This window comes from Cellulosimicrobium sp. CUA-896, from assembly GCF_001942335.1.
GTDB lineage: Bacteria > Actinomycetota > Actinomycetes > Actinomycetales > Cellulomonadaceae > Cellulosimicrobium.
The window spans coordinates 1-19,989 of sequence record NZ_MKKH01000043.1; the positions used below are offsets into that span (position 1 = coordinate 1).

Sequence of the window (19,989 nt, forward strand, 5' to 3'; positions counted from 1 at the left end):
CGCGCGTCCTCGTCGTCGACGGGGACCGACGCCGTCGCCGCCCCGGGCGAGCGGGCCGCCCTCGCCCGGGCGCTCGCCCGCGCGTCGGCGGCCGGCACGGCGCTCGTCCTCGGCGCGCTCGGACCGGCGGGGGCGGCGCTCGCGCCACCCGGCGCGCACGTGGTCGAGCTGGTGCCCCCGTCGCCCGACGGCGAGCCCGTCGAGGTCGTCCCCGCCACGCCCGAGGAGGTCGGCGCATGAGCGCGACGCCCCTGGCCGACCGGCCCGTCCCGTCGCCCGGCCCGCGCCGGACGTGGGCCGTCGTCGCCGCCGTCGTGCTGCCGCTCGCGGTGCTCGGCCTGCTCCTGTGGGCGCTGTGGGACCCGCAGAGCCGGCTCGACACGGTGCAGGCGGCGATCGTCAACCACGACCAGCCCGTCCAGGTGGACGGGCAGACCGTGCCGCTCGGCCGCCAGCTCGCCGCCGGCCTCGTGAGCGGCGGCGCGCCGTCGAGCGACACCGGCCCCGTGGCGACGCAGCCCGACCCCGGAACCGTGAACTACACGTGGGTCGTCACCGACGCGTCCGACGCGTCCTCCGGCCTCGCCGACGGCACCTACGCGGCCGTCGTGACCATCCCGGAGGACTTCTCCGCGAGCGCCACGTCCTTCGGCGGGGACGACCCGTCCGCGGCGACCCGGGCGACGCTGACCGTCGAGACGGTGCCCGGCGGCAGCGTCGTCGACGCCGCGCTCGCGCGCGCCGTGACGACGACCGCGACCTCCGTCCTCGGGCAGACGCTCACCGAGAACTACGTCGACGGCGTTCTCGTCGGGTTCACGACGCTGAACCAGCAGCTCGGCCAGGCCGCCGACGGGGCGTCGCAGCTCGCCGGCGGGGCGTCGGACGCGAGCGGTGGCGCGACGCAGCTCGCCGACGGCGCCGACCAGGTCGCCACGGGTGCCGGCGACCTCGCGGCGGGCGTCGGCGCGCTCGGGGCCGGGGCCGACGACCTGGCGGCGGGCGCCGGACGGAGCGCGGACGGCGCGGCGGCCCTCGCGGCCGGGGCCGACCAGGTCGCGGCCGGCGCCCAGGGCGTCGCCGACGGCGCCGGACAGCTCTCCTCCGGTCTCACCGGGCTCGACGGCGCCCTCGCGCCTCTGCCCGCGCGGGCCGCCGAGCTCGCCGCGGGCTCGCAGCAGGTGTCCGACGGCGTCGGCGCGCTCGTCGCGGCGGACGTCGCCGCGCTCGACGCGTCCCGTACGGCGCGGTGCGACCTCGACCCGCGCTCGACGCGTCAAGCGTGCGGCGCGGTGCGACCTCGACCCGGCCTCCGCGCCCTGCCGGGAGCTCGACGCGCAGATCCTGCGGCTCCGCGAGCTCGAGGAGGCCGCGCGGCTCGTCGCCGCCGGGAACGCGGCGCTCGCCGGGCAGGCCGCGACACCCGACGGACCCACCGGCCTCTACGGCCTCGCGGCCGGTGTCGACCAGCTCGCGACCGGTGCCCAGCAGCTCGGCGGACGGGGCCGCGCAGGCGGCGACCGGCGCGGCGGGCGTCGCGACGGGCGCCACCGACCTCACGACCGGGCTGCGGCAGCTCGACGACGGCGCCGACCGGCTCGCGGACGGGATCGGCGAGCTCGGCACCGGCGCCGACCAGCTCGCCACCGGGACCCAGGGCCTGGCGACCGGCGCGAGCGACCTGGCGGGCGGCGTCGGGCAGCTCGCGGACGGCTCGTCCGACCTCGCGGACGGCCTCGACCAGGCCACCGCCCAGGTCCCCACCTACACCGACGACGAGGCCGAGCACCTCGCCTCCGTCGTGGCCGACCCCGTCGCCGCACCCGACGACGCCCTGACCACGGGGTCGACCGGCCCGGTGTTCGCCGTGCTCGCCCTGTGGTTCGGGGCGCTCGCCCTCTTCCTCGCCTTCCCGCCCGTCCCGCCGCAGCTCCTCGGGTCGACCCGCGGGCCGGCCCGCCTCGCCGCGCACGCCCTCGCCGGCCCCGCGGCCGTGGGCGTCGTGACGGGCCTCGCCGTCGGGGGCGTCCTCGCCGCCGTCGAGCACGCGAGCCCGGGCGGGTGGCTGGGACTGCTCGCCGTCGGCGCGCTCGCCTCCGTCGCGTTCGTGGCGCTCAACCAGGCTCTCGCCGCCCTCCTCGGCGACGTCGGCCGCGCGCTGAGCGTCCTCGTCGCCGTGCTGCTCGTCGCGACCGGCGTCGTCGCGACCGTGCCCTCGGGCCTCGTCGCGCTGCGCGACGTGCTGCCGGTCGGCCCGGCGCTCACGGCGCTGACCGCCGTCGTCGTCCCCGGCGCGACCGGCGGAGCGGCGGGCGTCGTCGCCCTCGTCGTGTGGGGGCTCGTGTCCTTCGCCGTGACGACGCTCGTCGTCGCGCGCAGGCGCACGGTGCGCGTCGAGCAGCTCCTGCGCGCGTGAGCCCCTGGGCGTCGGTCGCCCGGCGTCCGGCGGGCGACCGTGGGTGGTGGCCGTCACACTCTCCGCATGGACCAGGACGAGGCCCGGGAGATCAAGACCCAGCTCGCCGGCTACGCGCGCGAGCTCGCCGAGCGCAGCGGCGCACCCGGCATCGAGGCCAGCGGGGTGCCCGACGACGCCGCGCGCCTCGTGCGGGCACCCACGCTCGCGCTCGGTCTCGCGCCCCGCGAGGACGGGTACGCCATCGCGGTGCGGTACCGGCTCGGCGTGCCGACGGCGCGCAGCATCGCGCGACGGGTCGCGGCGGAGGCCGGGCGGGCGGTCGACGTGCGGCGGACGGGCCGCATCAGGGCGCTCGGCGGTGACGCGCCCGTCGTCCGCCCGCCCGTCGTGACCGCGCAGGCCGCGGGGGAGACGGGCCGCGCGCGCCCCCTGCGTCCCGGCGTGTCGATCGCGCACGTCGACGTGTCGGCCGGGACGCTCGGGGCCTTCGTCCGCTCGACCGGCGGGAACGGGACCGCGGGCGCGGTGTACGCGCTGTCGAACTGGCACGTGCTCGCCGGATCGCCGGCCGCGCGCGCGGGGGACGTCGTCGTGCAGCCCGGCCCCGCCGACGGCGGCCGCGAGCCGGACGACCGCGTCGGCACCCTCGCGGCGCTCGTGCCGCTCGAGGCGGGCGTGACGCAGACCGTCGACGCGGCGCTCGCGCTGCTCGACGACCCGCAGGTCGACCCGACGTACCCGGTGGGCCGGGTGACGACCACCGCCGTCGCGCTGGGCGGCGAGCCCGTCGGCAAGACCGGCCGCACCACGGGCGTCACCGCGGGGCGCGTCACGGCCATCGAGCTGGACGACGTCGTCGTGGGGTACGGCGACGAGCTCGGCGCGCTGCGCTTCGACGACCAGATCGAGGTCGAGTCGACGGGCACCGGCCCGTTCTCGCGCGGCGGTGACTCCGGCTCGCTCGTGTACCGCCAGGACGGCGTCGCGCTCGGCCTCCTGTTCGCCGGTTCCGAGACGGGCGGGACGAACGGCGGCGGGCTCACGTACTGCAACCCCGTCGGCACCGTCCTGGACCGCCTCGGGGTGACGCTGCTCCGTTGAGCCGCCGCCCGTCCCCTCCTCCGGTCGCCCACGAGCCTGTCGCGGAGCGGCGATCGGGCGCACAATGGCGGGGAACGCACGACGGCCCCGGGAGGTGGTGCGGATGGCGACGCTCGAGAGCGCGCGCGAGGCGAAGACCGTCCTCCGCCGCGAGATCGGTGGCCGCGACGGCGTGACCGGCATCGGCATCACCCGTGCCCACCCCCCGCAGGACGGCACCGGCGGCACCGCGGCGCGCGGCGCGGCACGCGGCCCGGCGACCGGCCGTGCCGTCGAGCCGGAGGACTGGGTCCTGCGGGTCAACGTCGCGTCCGCCGAGGTGGCCGTCCCCGCGTCGGTCGACGGCGTCGACGTGGAGGTCCGCGTCGTCGGAGCGATCACCGCGTCGTCCTGACGACCCCCGACTCCCCGACCGTTTCCCGCCTGCCGCGCGTCCGATTTGGCCGGCCGCGGCTCGCTCAACACGGCGGTCACGACCTCACCCCTTTGCTGACGTGCGAGGCAAGGTCGTTGTGGTCGACTTCTGGACGTTCCCGAAAGCTCCGGCCAAGCCGAACGTCGATGGCGGCTCAGTCCCCTAGGTCGAGTTCGGTGGCCATGTTCCCATTCTGGGCGCAGTGCTGCGCCATCTGGGTGCGAACAAGGCGCGCAGGAACAGGAAGCCGTGTCGCGCTGGCCGAGTTCGATAAGGGCGACGAATTCCATACGGTCATCGTCTGGGCACTCGACCGCGCCGACGGGAAGGCGCTGACACGCTGGCTGCGTTGCTCACGAGGCACGCGGTCACGGAGCGCCAAATCCTCGGGATCGATGGCACGGAAACGAGCGCGACCGGCTTGCAAACATCATCCGTACCGACATCGGCCGCGCGAACAGCGAGAAGTGGAGGAAAAACATCGCGCGCATGAAGCGCTATCGCCGTGAGGCCGGGGCTCTGGCTCGGTGGACCAGCCCCGTAGGGTCTGCGGATCGGCGCTGACAGGCGGCTCGAGCATGACCCGGCCGACCTTCCCGGAGGCTCGCAAGGCGGCGAAAGCGCTCATCAACGGCGAGATCTATGCCGTTATCGCTGACCCGAACGAGCGGCGGGTGAAATTGGCGCACCGATGAGTAGGTGGGGCGTGAGCCTGAGGCGGTCGTACGCCAAAGGTTCACCTACCCGGTCTCAGCCCGCGGGCTCTCCCGCTCCTGTCGAGCGACCGACTCCTCGAATGCGCGCTGTGCCCCGCGCCCGAGCTCGCGGTTCGCCTCGACCTCCCCTGAGATCAGGCGCTCGACCTCCTCGGCAGGGAAGCCCTTCAGTTTGACCGGCTTCCCTGTATGCGGCTCAAGCGTCACTTCCTTGCCGTCGTGACGGTGCCAGTAGGCGCGCAAAGCGGTCACCAGCGCCGTGAGTGCGGGCCCGCTGATCGAGACGGCCCAAATGACACCTTCTGGAACGGCCGAGAACTCTCCGCCGAGAGTTGGATCGAGTCCTGCGTCCAGGAGGTCTTGGCGCATCTCCTCCGCGTGCTCGTTGGGAACACGCACCTTCGCCTCGTCCTCGATCATGGGCTCTATCGACACCCACACGTCGTCGCTGGTCATTCGCATCGTCACATGATGGCACCGGTTCACGACGCGAGACCGCGTCGACGCGCTCGACAGCCTCATGGTTCCGAGTGCGCCATGCTGGGTTGACGACTCGTGGCGGAACGCTGGAGAGAGTCCCGAACAGAAGGCACGCCAGCGGCTGAATTTCCAGCGCGTCGTGCAGAGGTACAACGCACAGTTCTCCGACCGAGGCCGCCGCGTCGATAGGAGGGAAGGTGGCAGACGGGGTCACCAAGCGTGTGACCTTGGGGCCGAGAGTGTCTGCGTGGCCCTCTATGTACGACAAGGACGACGACCCGTCACTTGCTTGAGACCACCGCGTCCGTCCCGAGGAGCAGAGGCTCCGGCCTAGAGCCGATCTAAGGCGGTGAAAGCGCCCGTATGTCTGGAACAGGCCATTGGTGAGGGTCTAGCGTCTGGGCATGAGTAGCAAGCCGCAGACCCAGCCAGAGACCGTCGCCCTGGATGGCCCAGGCCCGGACCGATGCATGGAGGTTCTTGACGACCTCGTCCAGACTTGGCGTGAAGATCGCCCGGAGGCAAAGTTCCTCGCAGAGTTGCCCACGGCGTACGCGCCCACCTTGTTTGCTCTGGTCTCTCAGACCGTCGCCCTCGCGGACGGGCTCTCGGAACTCTGGAAGCGATCCGTTGACCACCCCTCGCGCCAGGTAGCAGCAATTGCCCTCGTCCGTCAGGTGATTGAGTTTTCGACTCGGGCGGTCTGGCTCGAGTTGTATCCAGAGCGCGTCGAGTCTGTCGCGAAGGAGGGTGCCCGCCAGCACTTGAATATGTTGAGGGGTGCCGCGAAGGTCGGATTGGTCGATGTTGACTCGGCCGCACTCGTCTCCGCGCAGGAGGACTTCGATTCACTCAAAGGAAAGGCGGACGAGCAGAGTTTCAAGCGCATCTGCGACGAAATTTCACTCGACGGATGGCCGCCGGATCGCCTTTATGTCTACTTTCGCATCGCGTCCAACCTCATGCACCCGAGTTCGATGCAAACGGACCTTCACGTGATCGAAGAAGGTTCGCCGTCAGGCCTTGGATTCGTCACCGTTCCAGAGAGCCAAATGGCGCCAGTTCTTCTCGGCATCGCTACACAGTTCACCATCCTTGGTTGCCTCGCCTGGGATCGCGCGGATCACGTCCAGCACCAGCACGATCAGCTCCTCAAGCTGGCGGAGGAGTTCGTCGTGCCAAACTCGAAGCCGACCAGGCTGGTGTCCGTGCCGCCAGACCCTCAATCTCGACGGCGCAAGCGAGGCTAAGGTCGCGAGCGGACGGGGCTGCCAGGATGCTGCGTCGCGACCCTGCGCCCGGGGAGCAACGCCTCTACGCGATCGGCGGCCGCACTGGGCCGCTCGTGCTCCCAGACACGAATCACGGTCCAGCCTTCCGCCGTCAGGTCGCGGTCTGTCTGGCGGTCCCGCTCGACGTTGCGGGCGAGCTTGGCCGTCCAGTACTCGACGTTTACCCTGGGCGTCGTCCGGTGCTCAGGACAGACATGCCAATAGCAGCCATCTACAAAGACGCACACTCGGGCGCGGGGGAAGACCAGGTCAGCGCGCCGGCGTGGGAGTACGGCTCGATCGACGTAGAAGCGTCGGCCGCGACGGTGGAGTTTGCGACGCAGGGCAAGTTCGGGCTTCGTGTCGCGACGTCGCACGCGGCTCATGCGCGCACTCACCACAGGATCGACGCTGGGGAACCGAGGGTCCACTGCGCCAGGATGCCCTACTCGCACCAACCCTAGCCAGGGCGCGCTCCTGGTTCGAACACGTGATCGACGACACGCTGGGCTCAATGCTGCTGTGTCAGAGGGGCTGGGCTAAGCTTCCAGCCATGGTCGCATCAGTCCCCGCGTTCCGGTTCGTAGACCTCTTCGCCGGGATCGGCGGGTTCCACGCCGCCCTCTCGGCGTACGGCGGCGAGTGTAAGTACGCGGTCGAGATCGACCCGGCAGCCGCCAGGGTCTACGAGCGGAACTGGGGTTACGACCCACTGGGTGACATCACAAAGCACGCCAACGACGACACCATGGCGGTCCCCGAGCACGAGATCCTGGCGGCGGGCTTCCCGTGCCAGCCGTTCTCCAAGAGCGGCGCCCAGCGCGGCATGGAGGAGACGCGCGGCACGCTGTTCTGGAACATCGCGAGGATCATCGAGGAGCGCAGGCCGAAGGTCGTCATCCTCGAGAACGTCCGAAACCTTGCCGGTCCCCGTCACCTGCATGAATGGCAGGTCATCATCGAGACACTGAAGGATCTCGACTACAGGGTGTCCGAGACGCCGGCCATCTTCTCGCCGCACCTGCTACCGCCCGAGCGCGGTGGTCGACCCCAGGTCCGAGAGCGTGTCTTCATCACGGCGACGCACAACCCGAACGGGATTGGCGACGGACTGCCAGTGGGTCCGGTTGCGTTCTCGAACAAGGCCATCGACGGCTGGGAGCCGAAGGAGGAGTGGCACCTAGAGGATCTGCTTGACGACTCTCACAACATTCCCGGCTGCGAACTGACTAGTGCCGAGCGGCTGTGGATCGACGCATGGAACGACTTCGTTGAGATCATGTGGGAGCGGCGCGAGGGTCGACGGCTGCCTGGTTTCCCGATTTGGGCAAACTCCTGGCGCGACTATCGCGACCCCATCCCTCCCGGCACGCCCGCATGGAAGACGTCGCATCTGAGGAAGAACTACGAGTTCTACAGGGCCCACAAGGACGTGCTTGACGCGTGGGCCGAGAAGTGGGGCGTGTTCACGGACGCGTTTCCTCCCTCGCGCCGCAAGCTCGAATGGCAGGCTCAGGACACGCCGCGTCTGTGGGACACGGTGATGCACTTCCGGCCATCCGGTATCCGCGCCAAGCGTCCGACCTACCTGCCTGCGCTCGTGGCCATCACGCAGACCTCGATCGTTGGTCCTCGCGAACGACGCCTGTCTCCCCGTGAGACCGCCCGGCTTCAAGGTCTCCCCGACTGGTTCGACTTTGGAGACCAGCGGCCGGGCGCGACCTACAAGCAAATGGGCAACGGCGTGAACGTCGGCGCCGTGTGGCACATCCTTCGTGCGCACGTCGAGCGAGACGAGGAGATCCTCAAGACCACACCCGAGGGCCGCAGCATCCTGCATGCCGTGCTCGATGCGGCTCCGCTCTCGCCGGATGGCATCCTGGCGGCGATGAAGCCCACCGCCTGACTACCAGGGGTGCCGAGGATCGTAGTCCGGTTCCAGTTGTGGGCGACGGATCTCCCATCCGAACACGACGCCCTTACCGCCGGCGGGGTGTCGCCACGCCTCGAACTCTGCTTGAGCACGTGGTCCGTTGATCAGGCCGCGAAGGCCCATGATCGCATCAGCGAACTCCATCAAGGGGCGTGTGCGCATGTGCCCGCCGTTGACGTCAAGAACGTTGGCGATCTCGGACAAGACCGCGACCGACTCGCGGGACGTGTGCTCCGCCGCTGCCTGTTCCAAGGTGATCGAGTCGTAGTCGAACGAGTAAGCGACCACCGCGACCCTGCGGGTGAACCCGTACTCACGTAGTCGCAGCGCGTCATGGAGCATGCCCCGGTCCTTGAGGTACGGGGACAGCACCTTAGTGGTCGCGTAGTCATTGCGCTTGCCGTTGTCGCCCACGAACTGCAGGCGCTTGACCTCGATGCCCCACTCGTCGTCGCCCGGATCTCCGTCAGTCGTTATGACGTGGTCAACCTTCGCGGTCGCCGGCAGATCGGGGTAGCGGACCTTCATCCTATGGACCTTCCGCTCACCCGGATGCAGTTGCTCCCACGCGTCATCGATTGCATCGACCGCCGGCTCTTCGTTCAGGGACTTGAAGCCAACCTGGTAGATGACGCCAGTCCGGGTGTTCGCACCCGAGGCCGCGATGGTCGCGTCAACGTACTCGATTGCCTCGGCGTACCGCTCCACGATCTGCTGCAACTCCATGCAGCGCACCGTAGCGAGCTGATCCGCCTTCCATGCGCTTCGTTGCCATCACCGGTAAGCCTCAGGCGAGATTCACCCGCTTCCCGCGCGAACGTAGCGGCTCTACGGTGCTGATATAGGCAGGCTCGGGCTCCGGTGCCAGGTCCCTCGAGTTGAGTTGCGTGCTAGGGCTCGGCGGCCGCGAGTTCGGAAACCTGCACCGACTCGGCGGCCACCGCGGCCCCGGGTCGAGCGTTCGCTAGCGATGCGGGCTTGAGCACGAGCACGAGCACGAGCACGAGCGCGAGCGCGAGCGGGGCGATGAAGCCTCCCGCGTAGGCGTGCCACCTGCCGTCTGAGGCGTCCCAGGCGTGAATGACGTTCGACGCGACGCTCACGCAAGCGAAGAAGATGAGTGCGGCCCAAGACCGGTCACGGACTCGCCATGGACCTTGTGAACGAGCATTTCCGCTGTAAACGCGATGTGAGCTCCATCGATGACGATTGGCAGGCGGGGTGTCGCCCACGCGGGGATGCCTGCCCACGAGGCGACGGCGACGAGGCCGGCGAACGAGATTCTGAAGGCGACGATTGCTAGGAGCACCGTCACGACCATGGTGAAGACTAGATTTGCATGAGAATCACCAGGGAGCGTGGTCACCGCTCATCCTCGCCCTTGGCTCGCGTGCCTCGGGCATGCGCTTGGCAGTTTCGGTTGGTGGCGTACATCCGAGCAATCATGGCTTGAGCCACGATTCTGTTTGGCTGAATGAGGCGGACGATGACCCCCACAGGCGAACAGGGCGGCGAGCACGCGCGGGAGGCGCTGGTCGAAGGCAATGCACACACAGACTGTTGACGCATCGTTCAGAGCAGTCGCGCCAGTCGGTTGCGCGTTGTCGTGCTGCATGTGGATCGCGATAGCCGCAGCCGAGCGCGTAAAGCTGGTCATCGCCGGAATCGCCCTTCCGGCCACGCATCCGGAGAGTCGGCGCTCTCGCGGGGGCTTGCTGATGTCGGGTCGCTCGCGGCGTACCGCAGAATGGGCGAGTGACTGTCACCCGTGGCCCACGTGTCCGTGCGTCCGAGCTCGTCGGTCGCGGCTGGCTGAACACCGGGGGCAAGTCGCTGAGCCTCGAGGATTTCCGCGGTCGCGTCCTGGTCCTCGACTTCTGGACCTTCTGCTGCATCAACTGCCTCCACGTGCTCGACGAGCTGCGCGAGCTCGAGGAGGCGCACCGCGACGATCTCGTCATCGTCGGCGTGCACTCGCCGAAGTTCGAGCACGAGGCCGACCCCGACGCGCTCGCCGCCGCCGTCGAGCGGTACGAGGTGCACCACCCCGTGCTCGACGACCCCGAGCTCGTCACCTGGTCCGCCTACTCGGCGCGCGCCTGGCCGACGCTCGTCGTCGTCGACCCCGAGGGGTACGTCGTCGCGCAGATGGCCGGCGAAGGGCACGCGTCCGCCATCGCGGCCCTCGTCGACGAGCTCGTCGCCGAGCACGACGCCAAGGGGACGCTGCGGTCGGCGGTTCCGGGCAGCGCCGACGTCTACGTGCCGCCCGCCCCGACGTCGGGCACCCTGCGGTTCCCCGCCAAGGCGATCACGCTGCCGGACGGCAACCTCCTCGTCGCCGACGCCGGCCACCACTCCCTCGCCGAGCTCGCGCCCGACGCCGAGACCCTCGTCCGCCGCATCGGCACCGGCGAGCGCGGCCTCGTCGACGGCGGACCCGACGACGCCCGGTTCAGCGAGCCCAACGGGCTGTGCCTCGTGCCCGAGGAGCTGCGGGCGTCGGTCGGGTACGACGTGCTCGTCGCCGACACCGTGAACCACGCGCTGCGGGGCGTGCGGCTCGCCGACGGCGCCGTGACGACCGTCGCCGGGAACGGGCAGCAGTACATGGTGGGTGCGGTCGACAACGTGCTGCCCGGGGCCGGGGCCGGGGCCGGGGCCGGGGCCGAGGTCGGTGGTGGCGGCGGGTCTACCATCCGGTCGCTCGTCCCTCGCGACCTCCCGCCAGACCCGCCACGACCCGCCACCACCACCGACCCCGTCCCCTCCGCCTCGTCGCTCGCCACCACCGTCGGTGACTCGACGCAGGCCTCGGGCGAGGTGCTCTCCGGCCCGCGGCGGCAGAAGCTGTCGTCGCCGTGGGACGTGGCGTGGTCGTCGGAGCTGGCCGCGTTCGTCGTGGCGATGGCGGGGAACCACACGCTGTGGGCGTTCGTGCCGGGCGGTGACGGTCGGGAGGGCTCCGTGCGGCTGCTCGCGGGGACGATGAACGAGGGGCTCGAGGACGGGCCCGGTGCGGTGGCGTGGTTCGCGCAGCCGTCCGGGCTCGCGGTGGGGGCCGACGGCGCGGTGTGGGTCGCCGACTCCGAGACGTCGGCGCTTCGGCGTGCGGTTGTCGCCGGCGGGGAGGTCTCCGTGCGGACCGCGGTCGGGCAGGGCCTGTTCGACTTCGGGCACCGCGACGGGCGCACGGACCAGGCCCTGCTCCAGCACCCGCTCGGGGTCGCGGTGCTGCCCGACGGGAGCGTCGTCGTCGCCGACACGTACGACGGCGCGCTCCGCCGGGTCGTGATCGACGACGCGGCGAGCGGCTCCGACGTCGGGGACGGGACGGCGGGGACCCGCCTCGCCGGCGAGGTCACGACCCTGGCGACGGGCCTCGCCGAGCCGAGCGACGTCGTCGTGCAGGTCGGGGAGGCGCCCGACGGTTCCGCGCAGGTGCACCTCCTCGTCGTCGAGTCCGCCGCGCACCGGCTCACGCGCGTCGCGCTGCCGGCCGACCTCGCGGGCGAGGTGCTCGACGGCGGCGCCCACCGCACGCAGCGGCCCGCCACCGACGTCGCCGCCGGACCGCTGCGGCTCGACGTGCCCTTTGTGCCCGCGCCGGGGCAGAAGCTCGACGACCGGTTCGGGCCGTCCACCGAGCTGCGGGTCAGCGCGACGCCGACGGAGCTGCTGCTCTCCGGCGACGGCACCGGGACCGACCTCGCGCGCGACCTCGTGATCAACCCGGACGTGGCCGAGGGCGTGCTGCACGTGACGGCCCGCGCGGCGTCGTGCGACGTCGTGCCGCTCGGCCCCGACGGGCAGCCCGACCCCGAGGTGTTCCCCGCGTGCCACCTCGCGCAGCAGGACTGGGGCGTGCCCGTCCGGGTGGTCGGCGCGGGTGGGACCGCCACGGATCCGGAGCTGGTGCTGCCGCTGCGGGGCTGAGCCGCGGGTGAAGGACGCGGATTCTGCCACGCCCGCGCCGGGTCGGCAGCGCTGGGTGTGGAGCCCGGGCGGCGGGTCTAGGGTGGCGGGCATGTCAGACGCGACGACCCCGCGTCCTCCCTCGGGCCCCGGGGAGCCGGGGATCCACGTGACCCTCTCGACGGCGAGCGTCTACCCGCGGCGCGCCGGCTACGCCTTCCAGGCCGCCGCCGACCTCGGCTACGACGGCATGGAGGTCATGGTCTGGTCGGACGAGGTGACCCAGGACGCGGCCGCCCTCCGCAAGCTCTCCGCCGAGCACGAGATGCCGATCCGGAGCATCCACGCACCGACGCTCCTCGTGAGCCAGCGCGTGTGGGGCCGGTCCCCCGGGCCGAAGCTCCGCCGCAGCGTCGAGCTGGCCCAGGAGGTCGGGGCGAGCACCGTCGTCGTGCACCCGCCGTTCCGGTGGCAGTACAAGTACGCGCGGGAGTTCGAGGACCTCGTGCGCGAGCTCGACGAGACCGAGGGCGTGACCATCGCCGTCGAGAACATGTACCCGTGGCGCGGGCGCAAGCGCGAGATGCAGGCGTACCTGCCGGTTGGGACCCGGCGGAGCACGGGTACGACCACGTCACGCTCGACCTCTCCCACGCCGCCGTCGCGCAGCAGGACGCCCTCATGCTCCTCGACGTGTTCGACGGTCGCCTCGCGCACGTCCACCTCGCCGACGGCTCGTCGTCCATCAAGGACGAGCACCTCGTCCCCGGGCGCGGGGACCAGCCGTGCGACAAGGTGCTCGGCGAGCTCGTCCGGCGCGGGTGGACGGGCGACGTCGTCGTCGAGATCGCGACGCGCCGCGCACGCACCGCCGCCGAGCGCCGGGAGGACCTCGCGGCGTCGCTGTTCTTCGCGCGGACGTACCTCACGCCGGAGCCGCACCCGGCGTACGAGCCCCCGCCGGGGCCGGTGCACCGGCACGCCGACGCCTGGTGAGCCGCCGGGCGCCGACGCCCGGCGCCCGTCTCCGCCTCGTGAGACGCGGCAGCGCCCGGCACCCTCCGTGGGTGCCGGGCGCTGCTGCGTGCGCGACGCGGGTCGGCGGCGCCGTGCCGTGCTCGCTCGTCGGACGGGGCGAGCCGAGGCCGGCACGGCCTGCCCGGGCGTCAGCCGGCGGGGTAGGCCACCGTGGCGTGCTCGAACACCTCGGTGCCGTCGCGGTCGGCCGCGACCGTCACCTCGACCTCGCCCGCGGGTGCCTCGGCGACGCGGGACGCGAACGCGTGGTACGCCGAGCGACCGGGCGCGACGTCCTCGAACGTCCGCGTGCCGTACGCCGTGGCGAGCGTGACGTCGACCGGGGTGTCCTCCTCGTTCACGACGCGCACCGCGACGTAGTCCTTGCTGCCGAGGGCGCGCAGCTCCGCCTCGGCGGAGAACGCGAGGTCGACGTCGCCCTCGCCCGGCAGAGCGGACTGCCACTCGACGAGGTCGTCGATCTTCGACCCGAGCAGCTCCCGGTCGCCCGCGGCCTCGGACAGGTGGTCCACCAGCGCGCGAGCCCCGCCGAGGATCTGGACGGCGGTCACGTGGTCGTCCGCGTCGGCCGCCTCCTCGGCGCCGTCCAGCAGCGCCGTGATCGACCCGGTGATCACGCGGTCGCCCATCGCCGTCGTGTCGAGATCCGCGACGATCTCGTCGACCTCGCCGAACGTCACGCAGTCGCCGCCGCCCTCGACGAGACCGGCGGTCCACTCGACGCCCTTGAGCACGTGCTCGAGGAAGAGCGGGTCGGTCCACGACGCGTCGGTGTGACCGGCGCCCTCGTACCAGGAGCGGCCGCCCTCGAAGTTCTGGCACCAGGCGATCGGGTGGTCCTCACCCATCGCGTTGTTGCCGGGGTTGTACGTCGACTCGTCGAGCGTGATGAGGACGTGGACGTCCTCGCGGGGGTTGGTCGTGTAGTTGTACCACTCGTCGAACCGCTCCCAGGCGGTCGGCAGGTGCGCCGTCGACGGGTGCGCCGGGCTCTCGACCCGCATGGTCGCCGTCTGCTGCTGGGGGTGGCTGGCGAACCGCGCGCCGCCGCCCGTGAGCTGGCTGTACCAGGGCACGGTGTGCATCGTGTCGGTCGCGGCGTGCAGGCCGACGAAGCCGCCGCCGGAGCGGATGTACCCCTGGAACGCGGCGAGCTCGTCGTCGTCGAGCAGGCGCGGCTTGTCGGGGTCGAGGTCGTTGGTGTTGTCCACCGGCGACGCGAAGACGATCGTCGCGTACTGCTGGAGGTCCTCGGTGCTCGTGAACGGCGTGCTGTCGAGCGTGAGCTCGGGCTGACCGGGCGACCCCGGCCCCCACCATCCGCTCGAGTCGTTCGGCGGGTCCCACACGTCGACGGTGAAGCCGTGCTCCTCGCCGAGCGCGATGAGGGCCCGGGTGGTGTCGTCGATGTGCGAGTGCCGGAACCCCAGCGTCTCGCCGACGACGAGGATCTTGTAGTCCTCGTCGGCGCCACGGCCGGAGCGCTCGCGAGCGCGAGCCCGGTCGCGGCGAGCGGAAGGGTCACGAGCCCCGCCGTCGCCCTGCGGATCGTCTTGCCGCTGAACAAATCCATGCCTGCGTCTCCTCGTCTCGCCGATGAGTCCTGAGAGCGTCTCGTCGCGCCGCGGCGTCGCGGCACGGTAGGGGCTACTTTTCGCGGCCCTCAGGCAGAAGTCAAGCGGACGTGCGTCGGCTTGCGGCGGCGGCGTCCGGGGGTATCTCACGTAGGCTCTCCGATCGTGTCCCGGGTCAACGGTCTTCTCGCCGACACGACGCCGCTGCGCACCTCGCCGCCGTTCCGCCGCCTGTGGTGGGGCCTCGGGATCTCCAACCTCGGGTCGCAGCTCACGGTCGTCGCCGTGGGGCTGCAGGTCTACGCGCTCACGGGGTCGTCGCTCGCCGTCGGCGTGCTCGGCGTGTGCGCGCTCGTGCCGCTCGTCGTGCTCGGGCTGTACGGCGGCGCGCTCGTGGACGCCTACGACCGCCGCCGGGTCGCGCTCGGTGCGTCGTCGGCGCTGTGGGTCATCACCGCGCTGATCGCCCTCCAGGCGTGGCTGCGCCTCGACTCGGTCGGCGTGCTCTACGTGCTCGTCGCGCTCCAGTCCGCGGCGTTCGCGATCAACAACCCGGCGCGGTCGGCGATCATCCCGCGGCTCGTCGAACCCCGGCTGCTGCCGGCCGCGAACGCGCTCCAGACGCTCGCGTGGAACGTCGCGCTCACGGTCGGGCCCCTCGGCGGGGCGTTCCTCGTCGCGCTGTGGGGCTACCAGGTCGCGTACACGATCGACGCGGTCCTCTTCACCGCGGCGCTGTGGGCCGTGTGGAGGCTGCCGGACATCCCGCCGCTGTCGGTGCCCGAGGTCGCCCCGGCGGCGCCGGCCGGGGACGCGGCCCTCGGGGCCGACGACGTGTCCGGGGTGCGCGTCGCACCGGTCGGCCCGGGCGACCGGTCCGGTGGCCGACGGCGCCCGCGCGGCCGGGTGGTCGGCTGGCGGTCGGTCGTCGACGGGCTGCGCTACCTCGCCACGCGGCCGAACGTCCGCACGACGTTCCTCGCCGACCTCGCGGCGATGGTGCTCGCGTCGCCCCGCGTGCTGCTGCCCGCCGCGGGCGTCGTCTGGCTCGGCGGGGGAGAGGCGACGACGGGCGTGCTCACGGCGGCCTTCGCCGTCGGCGCGGTGCTCGCGGGCGTGTTCTCCGGCGGGCTGTCGCGCGTGCGGTGGCAGGGCCGTGTCATCGTGTGGGCGATCACCGCGTACGGGCTGTCGATCGTGCTGTTCGGGCTCGTGCTCCTCGGCGTCGGGGCGGCGCAGCCCACGACCGTGCTCGTCGGTGGTCTCGTCGCGGCGTGCGTCGCCCTCGCGCTCGCCGGTGCCTCCGACGCCGTGAGCGCCGTCTTCCGCCAGACGATCCTCCAGACCGCGACCCCCGACGACATGCGCGGACGCCTCCAGGGCGTGTTCATCGTCGTCGTCGCGGGCGGCCCGCGGCTCGGCGAGCTCGTGCTCGGCGCGCAGGCGACGTGGGTCGGCGAGGCGTGGGCCGCCGTCGCGGGCGGCGTGGCGTGCGTCGTCGTGCTGTGGCTCGTCCTGTGGTCGCAACGGCGGTTCTGGCGCTACGACGCCCTGCACCCCGAGCCCTGAGCGGATCGCCCTGCTCCGCGAGTGATGCACCCGTGCGCGGGCGATGCACCTCGGGGTGCATCTCTCGGGCGAGTGTGCATCACTCGGTCCGGAGCGCATCGCTCGACGCACGCCGTCACGGCGCGGCGAAGAGCGGCGCGCGGCCGGGCGGCTGCGCGGGTGCGGGGCGCGCGACGCCCGGGGGCACGTGGCGCCGCTCCTCGGGCGCGGCGGCGGTGAGCAGGAGCTTCTCCCCGTGGTGCGTCAGCAGCGCCTCGTCGCCCGCCGCGAGCCGGTACGTCACGACCTGGCCGCGCACGTCGACTGTGACGCGCGCGTCGCCGTGGCGGACCGTGAACGCGAGCCGCCGGAGGCGCCCGGGCAGCCGGGGCGCGAGGTGCAGCACTCCCTCGTCGCCGTGCCGCAGTCCGCCGAGACCGGCGACGAGCGCGGTCCACGCGCCTGCGAGCGACGCGACGTGGAGGCCGCCGTCGGTCGAGGCGCGCAGGTCGCACAGGTCGAGCAGGGCGCACTCGCGCGCGTAGTCGTAGGCGAGGTCGACGTACCCGACCTCGGCCGCCACGACCGCCTGCGCGGGCGCCGACAGCGACGAGTCGCGCACCGTCATGGGCTCGTAGTAGTCGAAGTCGCGCAGCTTCTGCTCGGGCGAGAAGGCGTCGGACGCGGTGTGGAGGGCGAGCACGAGGTCGGCCTGCTTGACCACCTGGTGACGGTAGAGCTCGACGTACGGGACGTGGTCGTCGAGCGGGAACCGGGCCGTGGAACGGGGCTCGAAGTGCCACGGCGCGTGGCGCGTGAAGTCCCGCGACTGCTCGGTGACGCCGAGCCGCTCGTTGTACGGCACGACCATCCGGGTGGCCGCACGCACCCACGCCGCGCGCTCGTCCGCGGTGACGCCGAGGCGCGCGGCCTCGCAGGGGTGACGCTCGCACAGCGCGTCCGCGAACCGGAGGTTCGAGCGCGCCATGAGGTTCGTGTACGTGTTGTCGTCCACGACGGCGGTGTACTCGTCCGGGCCGGTGACCCCGTCGATCCGGAAGCCCTCGTCCGTGTGGTGCCCGCGCCCCGCCCACAGCCGGGCGGTCTCGACGACGAGCTCCACCGCGACGTCGCGCTCGAACGTCTCGTCCCCCGTGACGGCCGCGTGCCGGGCGGCGGCGCACGCGACGTCGGCGTTGACGTGGTACGCCGCGGTGCCCGCGGGCCAGTACCCCGAGCTTTCCCGTCCGCTGATCGTCCGCCACGGGAACGACGCACCGGGCAGCCCGAGCTCGGCCGCGCGGTCACGCGCGTACGGCAGCTTCTGGTGGCGCCAGCGCAGGTGGTCGGCGGCTGCCGTCGGCAGCACCTGGTCGAGCACGGGGAGCACGAAGCACTCGGAGTCCCAGAACGCGTGACCGTGGTACCCGGTCCCGGTCATGCCCTTCGCGCGGATCCCCACGCCGTCGACGCGCGCCGCGGCCTGGACCACGGAGAACAGCGCGTGCCGCACGGCCTGCTGCATCTCGTCGTCGCCCTCGACGACGACGTCGCCGCGCTCCCACACCTCGGCGAGGAACCCGCGCTGCTCGCGCTGGAGCTCGTCCCACCCCGCTCGACCGGCGACGGCGAGCGCCTCGTGCGCGCGGGCGGGCAGCGCAGCCGTGTCCTCACCGCCCGCGTACGCCGCCAGGACGAGCACGCGCACGCGATCGCCCGCGCGCAGGCGGGCGGTGAGCGCGGCGGCCCGCGGCGCGTCGTCCCACGTCGCGGCGACGCCGTCCGAGCACTCCACGAGATGCGCCGTCTCGACGGCGACCGCGCGGCCCGAACGGGCGGCCCGCTGGCGGACCGACGACCCCTGCGCGTCGTGGCGGCACCACGTCGTCACGAGGCCTGGTGCCTGCGGCCCGGGCGCACTCTGGGTGTCGGGCGCCGGCCCGTCGCCCGCGTGCGCGCAGCCCGGCGCGGGGCGGACGGTCACCGTCACGTCGTCCTCCGCCCGCACCTGCCACCACGTGGCGACGACCTCGCGCCGCACGAGCGACACGAGCCGTCGGCTGGTGAGGCTCACGGTCGCGCCCGACGGCGCCGTCCACCGCAGCTCGCGGTCCAGCACGCCGTGCCGCACGTCGAGCACACGCCGGTGCTCGTGCACCGTCCCGCGCCGGACGTCGACCGGCACGCCGTCGACCGACCAGCCGAGGCGCCACGCGTCGACGACCGGGACCATGCGCTCCTCGACCTCGGGGTAGGCGTACCCGCCCTCGGCGTAGGTCTGCTCGTGCTCCTCGAACACGGGCGCGACGAGCGTCGCCGGCTCGTCGTCCGGGTCGAGCTCGTCGAGCACCCCGCGCACGCCGACGAAGCCATTGGCCAGGCCGAGCACCGAGGCGACCGCCCCGGGCTCGATGTCGAGGTCGGACTCCTGCACGGACCACGGGTCGGACTGCTCGGCGTCACGCAGGACACTCCACCACGACCGGGGCGTCCACACCCGGCGGAGGTCAGGCGAGACCGGCGTCCCGTGCGACGATCGCCGCCTGCATGCGCGTCGCGACGCCCAGCTTCGCGAGGACGCGCGACACGTGCGTCTTCGCCGTCGCCTCGGTGATGAACAGGTCGCGTGCGATCCCCTGGTTCGACAGCCCGCGCCCCAGCGCGGCGAGCACGTCGACCTCGCGCGGCGTGAGGCCCGCGAGCCGCGGGCCGGCGGTCGTCGGCGGCACGGTGGACGTGCCCGACGGCGCGGGGCCGCCCGACCCGGCTGGCTCGCCGTCGTGCGCGTCCGCGCCGGACGCAGCCCCGTCGCCGCGGGCGAACGCCGCGAGCAGGCGTCGCGTGACCTCCGGTGCGAGGACGCCGTCGCCGTCGGCGACGCGCCGCACGGCGTCGAGCAGCGCCGCCGGCTCGGCGGACTTGAGCAGGAACCCGGCGGCCCCGGCCCGCAGCGCGCCGTCGACGTACTCGTCGAGGTCGAACGTCGTGAGCACGAGCACGTCCGCGAGACCCTCGGAGGTGATGGTGCGCGTCGCCTCGATGCCGTCGACGCCGGGCATGCGCAGGTCCATGAGCACGACGTCGGGCCGCAGCGCCCGCGCGTTCGTCACCGCCGCCGTGCCGTCGGCCGCCTCGCCGACGACCTCGACGTCGTCGGCCGCGTCGAGCAGCAGGTGCAGACCCGCGCGGATGGCGGCGTGGTCGTCGGCGAGCAGCACGCGCACGGTGCGCCCGGTCACGCGGTGGCCGCCACGCCCGTGGCCGCCGGGACGGGCACCCGTGCGCGCACGGTCCACCCGCCGTCCGGCACCGGCCCGGCCTCGAGCGTGCCGCCCAGTCCCTCGGCGCGCTCGCGCATCGTGAGCAGCCCCGTGCCCGCGCTCAGCGCCGGCTCGGCGAGAGGCGAGGGGGCAGGGGCGCCGTCGTCGTGCACGACGAGGTCGACGTGCTCGCCCGACCGCGCGAGACGCACGGTGACGGGTGCCCGCGGCGCGTGCTTGAGCGCGTTCGTCAGCGCCTCCTGGGCGATCCGGTACAGCGCCTGGTCCGCGGCCGCGGGCAGGGGGCCGCGCGCGACGC

Annotated in this window: 18 protein-coding genes and 3 pseudogenes; 12 read left to right on the forward strand and 9 right to left on the reverse strand. The window is 72.6% G+C overall.

The window, feature by feature from the left end; genetic code table 11:
- From BJF88_RS19700 to BJF88_RS12970, 6 genes and pseudogenes are all read left to right on the forward strand, one after another.
- A partial coding sequence (locus BJF88_RS19700; protein ID WP_222844005.1) for a hypothetical protein occupies positions 1–240 on the forward strand: 240 nt, incomplete at its 5' end.
- Positions 237–929, forward strand: a pseudogene (locus BJF88_RS23710) (YhgE/Pip domain-containing protein); the annotation flags it as partial. The gene BJF88_RS19700 and the pseudogene BJF88_RS23710, both read left to right, overlap by 4 nt.
- A gap of 551 nt (positions 930–1,480) precedes the next feature.
- Positions 1,481–1,714, forward strand: a pseudogene (locus BJF88_RS23715) (hypothetical protein); the annotation flags it as partial.
- A gap of 87 nt (positions 1,715–1,801) precedes the next feature.
- Positions 1,802–2,416, forward strand: a complete 615-nt coding sequence (locus BJF88_RS12960) for a hypothetical protein (RefSeq protein ID WP_255372013.1) — start codon at positions 1,802–1,804, stop codon at positions 2,414–2,416.
- 66 nt (positions 2,417–2,482) lie between these two features.
- Entirely contained in the window at positions 2,483–3,520 is a 1,038-nt protein-coding gene (locus BJF88_RS12965) for a hypothetical protein (protein ID WP_075829115.1), read from the forward strand.
- Between the two features lie 103 nt (positions 3,521–3,623).
- A complete protein-coding gene (locus BJF88_RS12970) occupies positions 3,624–3,914 on the forward strand; it encodes a hypothetical protein (RefSeq protein ID WP_255372014.1) in 291 nt (96 codons plus the stop codon).
- A gap of 761 nt (positions 3,915–4,675) precedes the next feature.
- Here the strand turns inward: BJF88_RS12970 and BJF88_RS12975 are convergent.
- Positions 4,676–5,107 (reverse strand): hypothetical protein, encoded by a 432-nt coding sequence (locus BJF88_RS12975; RefSeq protein WP_139316065.1) that lies wholly within the window; start codon positions 5,105–5,107, stop codon positions 4,676–4,678.
- Between the two features lie 428 nt (positions 5,108–5,535).
- Here BJF88_RS12975 and BJF88_RS12980 point away from each other — a divergent pair, with 428 nt between their 5' ends.
- The gene (locus tag BJF88_RS12980; RefSeq protein ID WP_139316066.1) at positions 5,536–6,381 is read left to right on the forward strand and encodes a hypothetical protein; all 846 of its coding nucleotides are present in this window, start codon (positions 5,536–5,538) and stop codon (positions 6,379–6,381) included.
- Here BJF88_RS12980 and BJF88_RS12985 read toward each other — a convergent pair.
- The gene (locus BJF88_RS12985) at positions 6,378–6,788 is read right to left on the reverse strand and encodes a very short patch repair endonuclease (protein WP_075829129.1); all 411 of its coding nucleotides are present in this window, start codon (positions 6,786–6,788) and stop codon (positions 6,378–6,380) included. The two genes, BJF88_RS12980 and BJF88_RS12985, sit on opposite strands and share 4 nt — an antisense overlap.
- 104 nt (positions 6,789–6,892) lie before the next feature.
- Here BJF88_RS12985 and BJF88_RS12990 point away from each other — a divergent pair, with 104 nt between their 5' ends.
- Positions 6,893–8,308: a DNA cytosine methyltransferase gene (locus tag BJF88_RS12990; RefSeq protein WP_255372015.1), complete on the forward strand. Its 1,416-nt coding sequence runs from the start codon at positions 6,893–6,895 to the stop codon at positions 8,306–8,308.
- Here BJF88_RS12990 and BJF88_RS12995 read toward each other — a convergent pair whose 3' ends face one another.
- The 3 genes from BJF88_RS12995 to BJF88_RS13005 form a co-directional block, all read right to left on the reverse strand.
- A complete protein-coding gene (locus BJF88_RS12995; RefSeq protein ID WP_139316067.1) occupies positions 8,309–9,061 on the reverse strand; it encodes a hypothetical protein in 753 nt (250 codons plus the stop codon).
- A gap of 164 nt (positions 9,062–9,225) precedes the next feature.
- Entirely contained in the window at positions 9,226–9,438 is a 213-nt protein-coding gene (locus tag BJF88_RS13000) for a hypothetical protein (RefSeq protein WP_075829122.1), read from the reverse strand.
- Complete coding sequence (locus tag BJF88_RS13005) at positions 9,435–9,701, reverse strand: DUF2637 domain-containing protein (protein ID WP_139316068.1); 267 nt, start codon at positions 9,699–9,701, stop codon at positions 9,435–9,437. Before BJF88_RS13005 ends, BJF88_RS13000 begins: the two co-directional genes overlap by 4 nt.
- Before the next feature lie 389 nt (positions 9,702–10,090).
- On the opposite strand from BJF88_RS13005, the gene BJF88_RS13010 reads away from it, so the two are divergent.
- From BJF88_RS13010 to BJF88_RS23725, 3 genes and pseudogenes are all read left to right on the forward strand, one after another.
- The gene (locus BJF88_RS13010; protein WP_075829124.1) at positions 10,091–12,271 is read left to right on the forward strand and encodes an NHL domain-containing thioredoxin family protein; all 2,181 of its coding nucleotides are present in this window, start codon (positions 10,091–10,093) and stop codon (positions 12,269–12,271) included.
- Between the two features lie 238 nt (positions 12,272–12,509).
- A pseudogene (locus BJF88_RS23720) lies at positions 12,510–12,752 on the forward strand (sugar phosphate isomerase/epimerase); the annotation flags it as partial.
- A gap of 59 nt (positions 12,753–12,811) precedes the next feature.
- Entirely contained in the window at positions 12,812–13,246 is a 435-nt protein-coding gene (locus BJF88_RS23725; RefSeq protein ID WP_369824604.1) for a sugar phosphate isomerase/epimerase family protein, read from the forward strand.
- 170 nt (positions 13,247–13,416) lie between these two features.
- Here BJF88_RS23725 and BJF88_RS18455 read toward each other — a convergent pair whose 3' ends face one another.
- Positions 13,417–15,012: a ThuA domain-containing protein gene (locus BJF88_RS18455; protein ID WP_075829126.1), complete on the reverse strand. Its 1,596-nt coding sequence runs from the start codon at positions 15,010–15,012 to the stop codon at positions 13,417–13,419.
- Positions 15,013–15,027: 15 nt separating this feature from the next.
- On the opposite strand from BJF88_RS18455, the gene BJF88_RS13025 reads away from it, so the two are divergent.
- Positions 15,028–16,431, forward strand: coding sequence for an MFS transporter (locus tag BJF88_RS13025; RefSeq protein WP_075829128.1), 1,404 nt, complete (start codon positions 15,028–15,030; stop codon positions 16,429–16,431).
- A gap of 115 nt (positions 16,432–16,546) precedes the next feature.
- On the opposite strand, the gene BJF88_RS13030 is transcribed toward BJF88_RS13025, so the two are convergent.
- From BJF88_RS13030 to BJF88_RS13040, 3 genes are all read right to left on the reverse strand, one after another.
- Positions 16,547–18,907 carry a glycoside hydrolase family 65 protein gene (locus BJF88_RS13030; RefSeq protein WP_139316069.1) on the reverse strand — a complete coding sequence of 787 codons (2,361 nt, stop codon included), beginning with the start codon at positions 18,905–18,907 and terminating at the stop codon, positions 16,547–16,549.
- 10 nt (positions 18,908–18,917) lie between these two features.
- Complete coding sequence (locus BJF88_RS13035; protein ID WP_075829132.1) at positions 18,918–19,649, reverse strand: response regulator transcription factor; 732 nt, start codon at positions 19,647–19,649, stop codon at positions 18,918–18,920.
- On the reverse strand, positions 19,646–19,989 hold a 344-nt coding region (locus tag BJF88_RS13040), incomplete at its 5' end, for a sensor histidine kinase (RefSeq protein WP_222844006.1). The genes BJF88_RS13040 and BJF88_RS13035, both read right to left, overlap by 4 nt.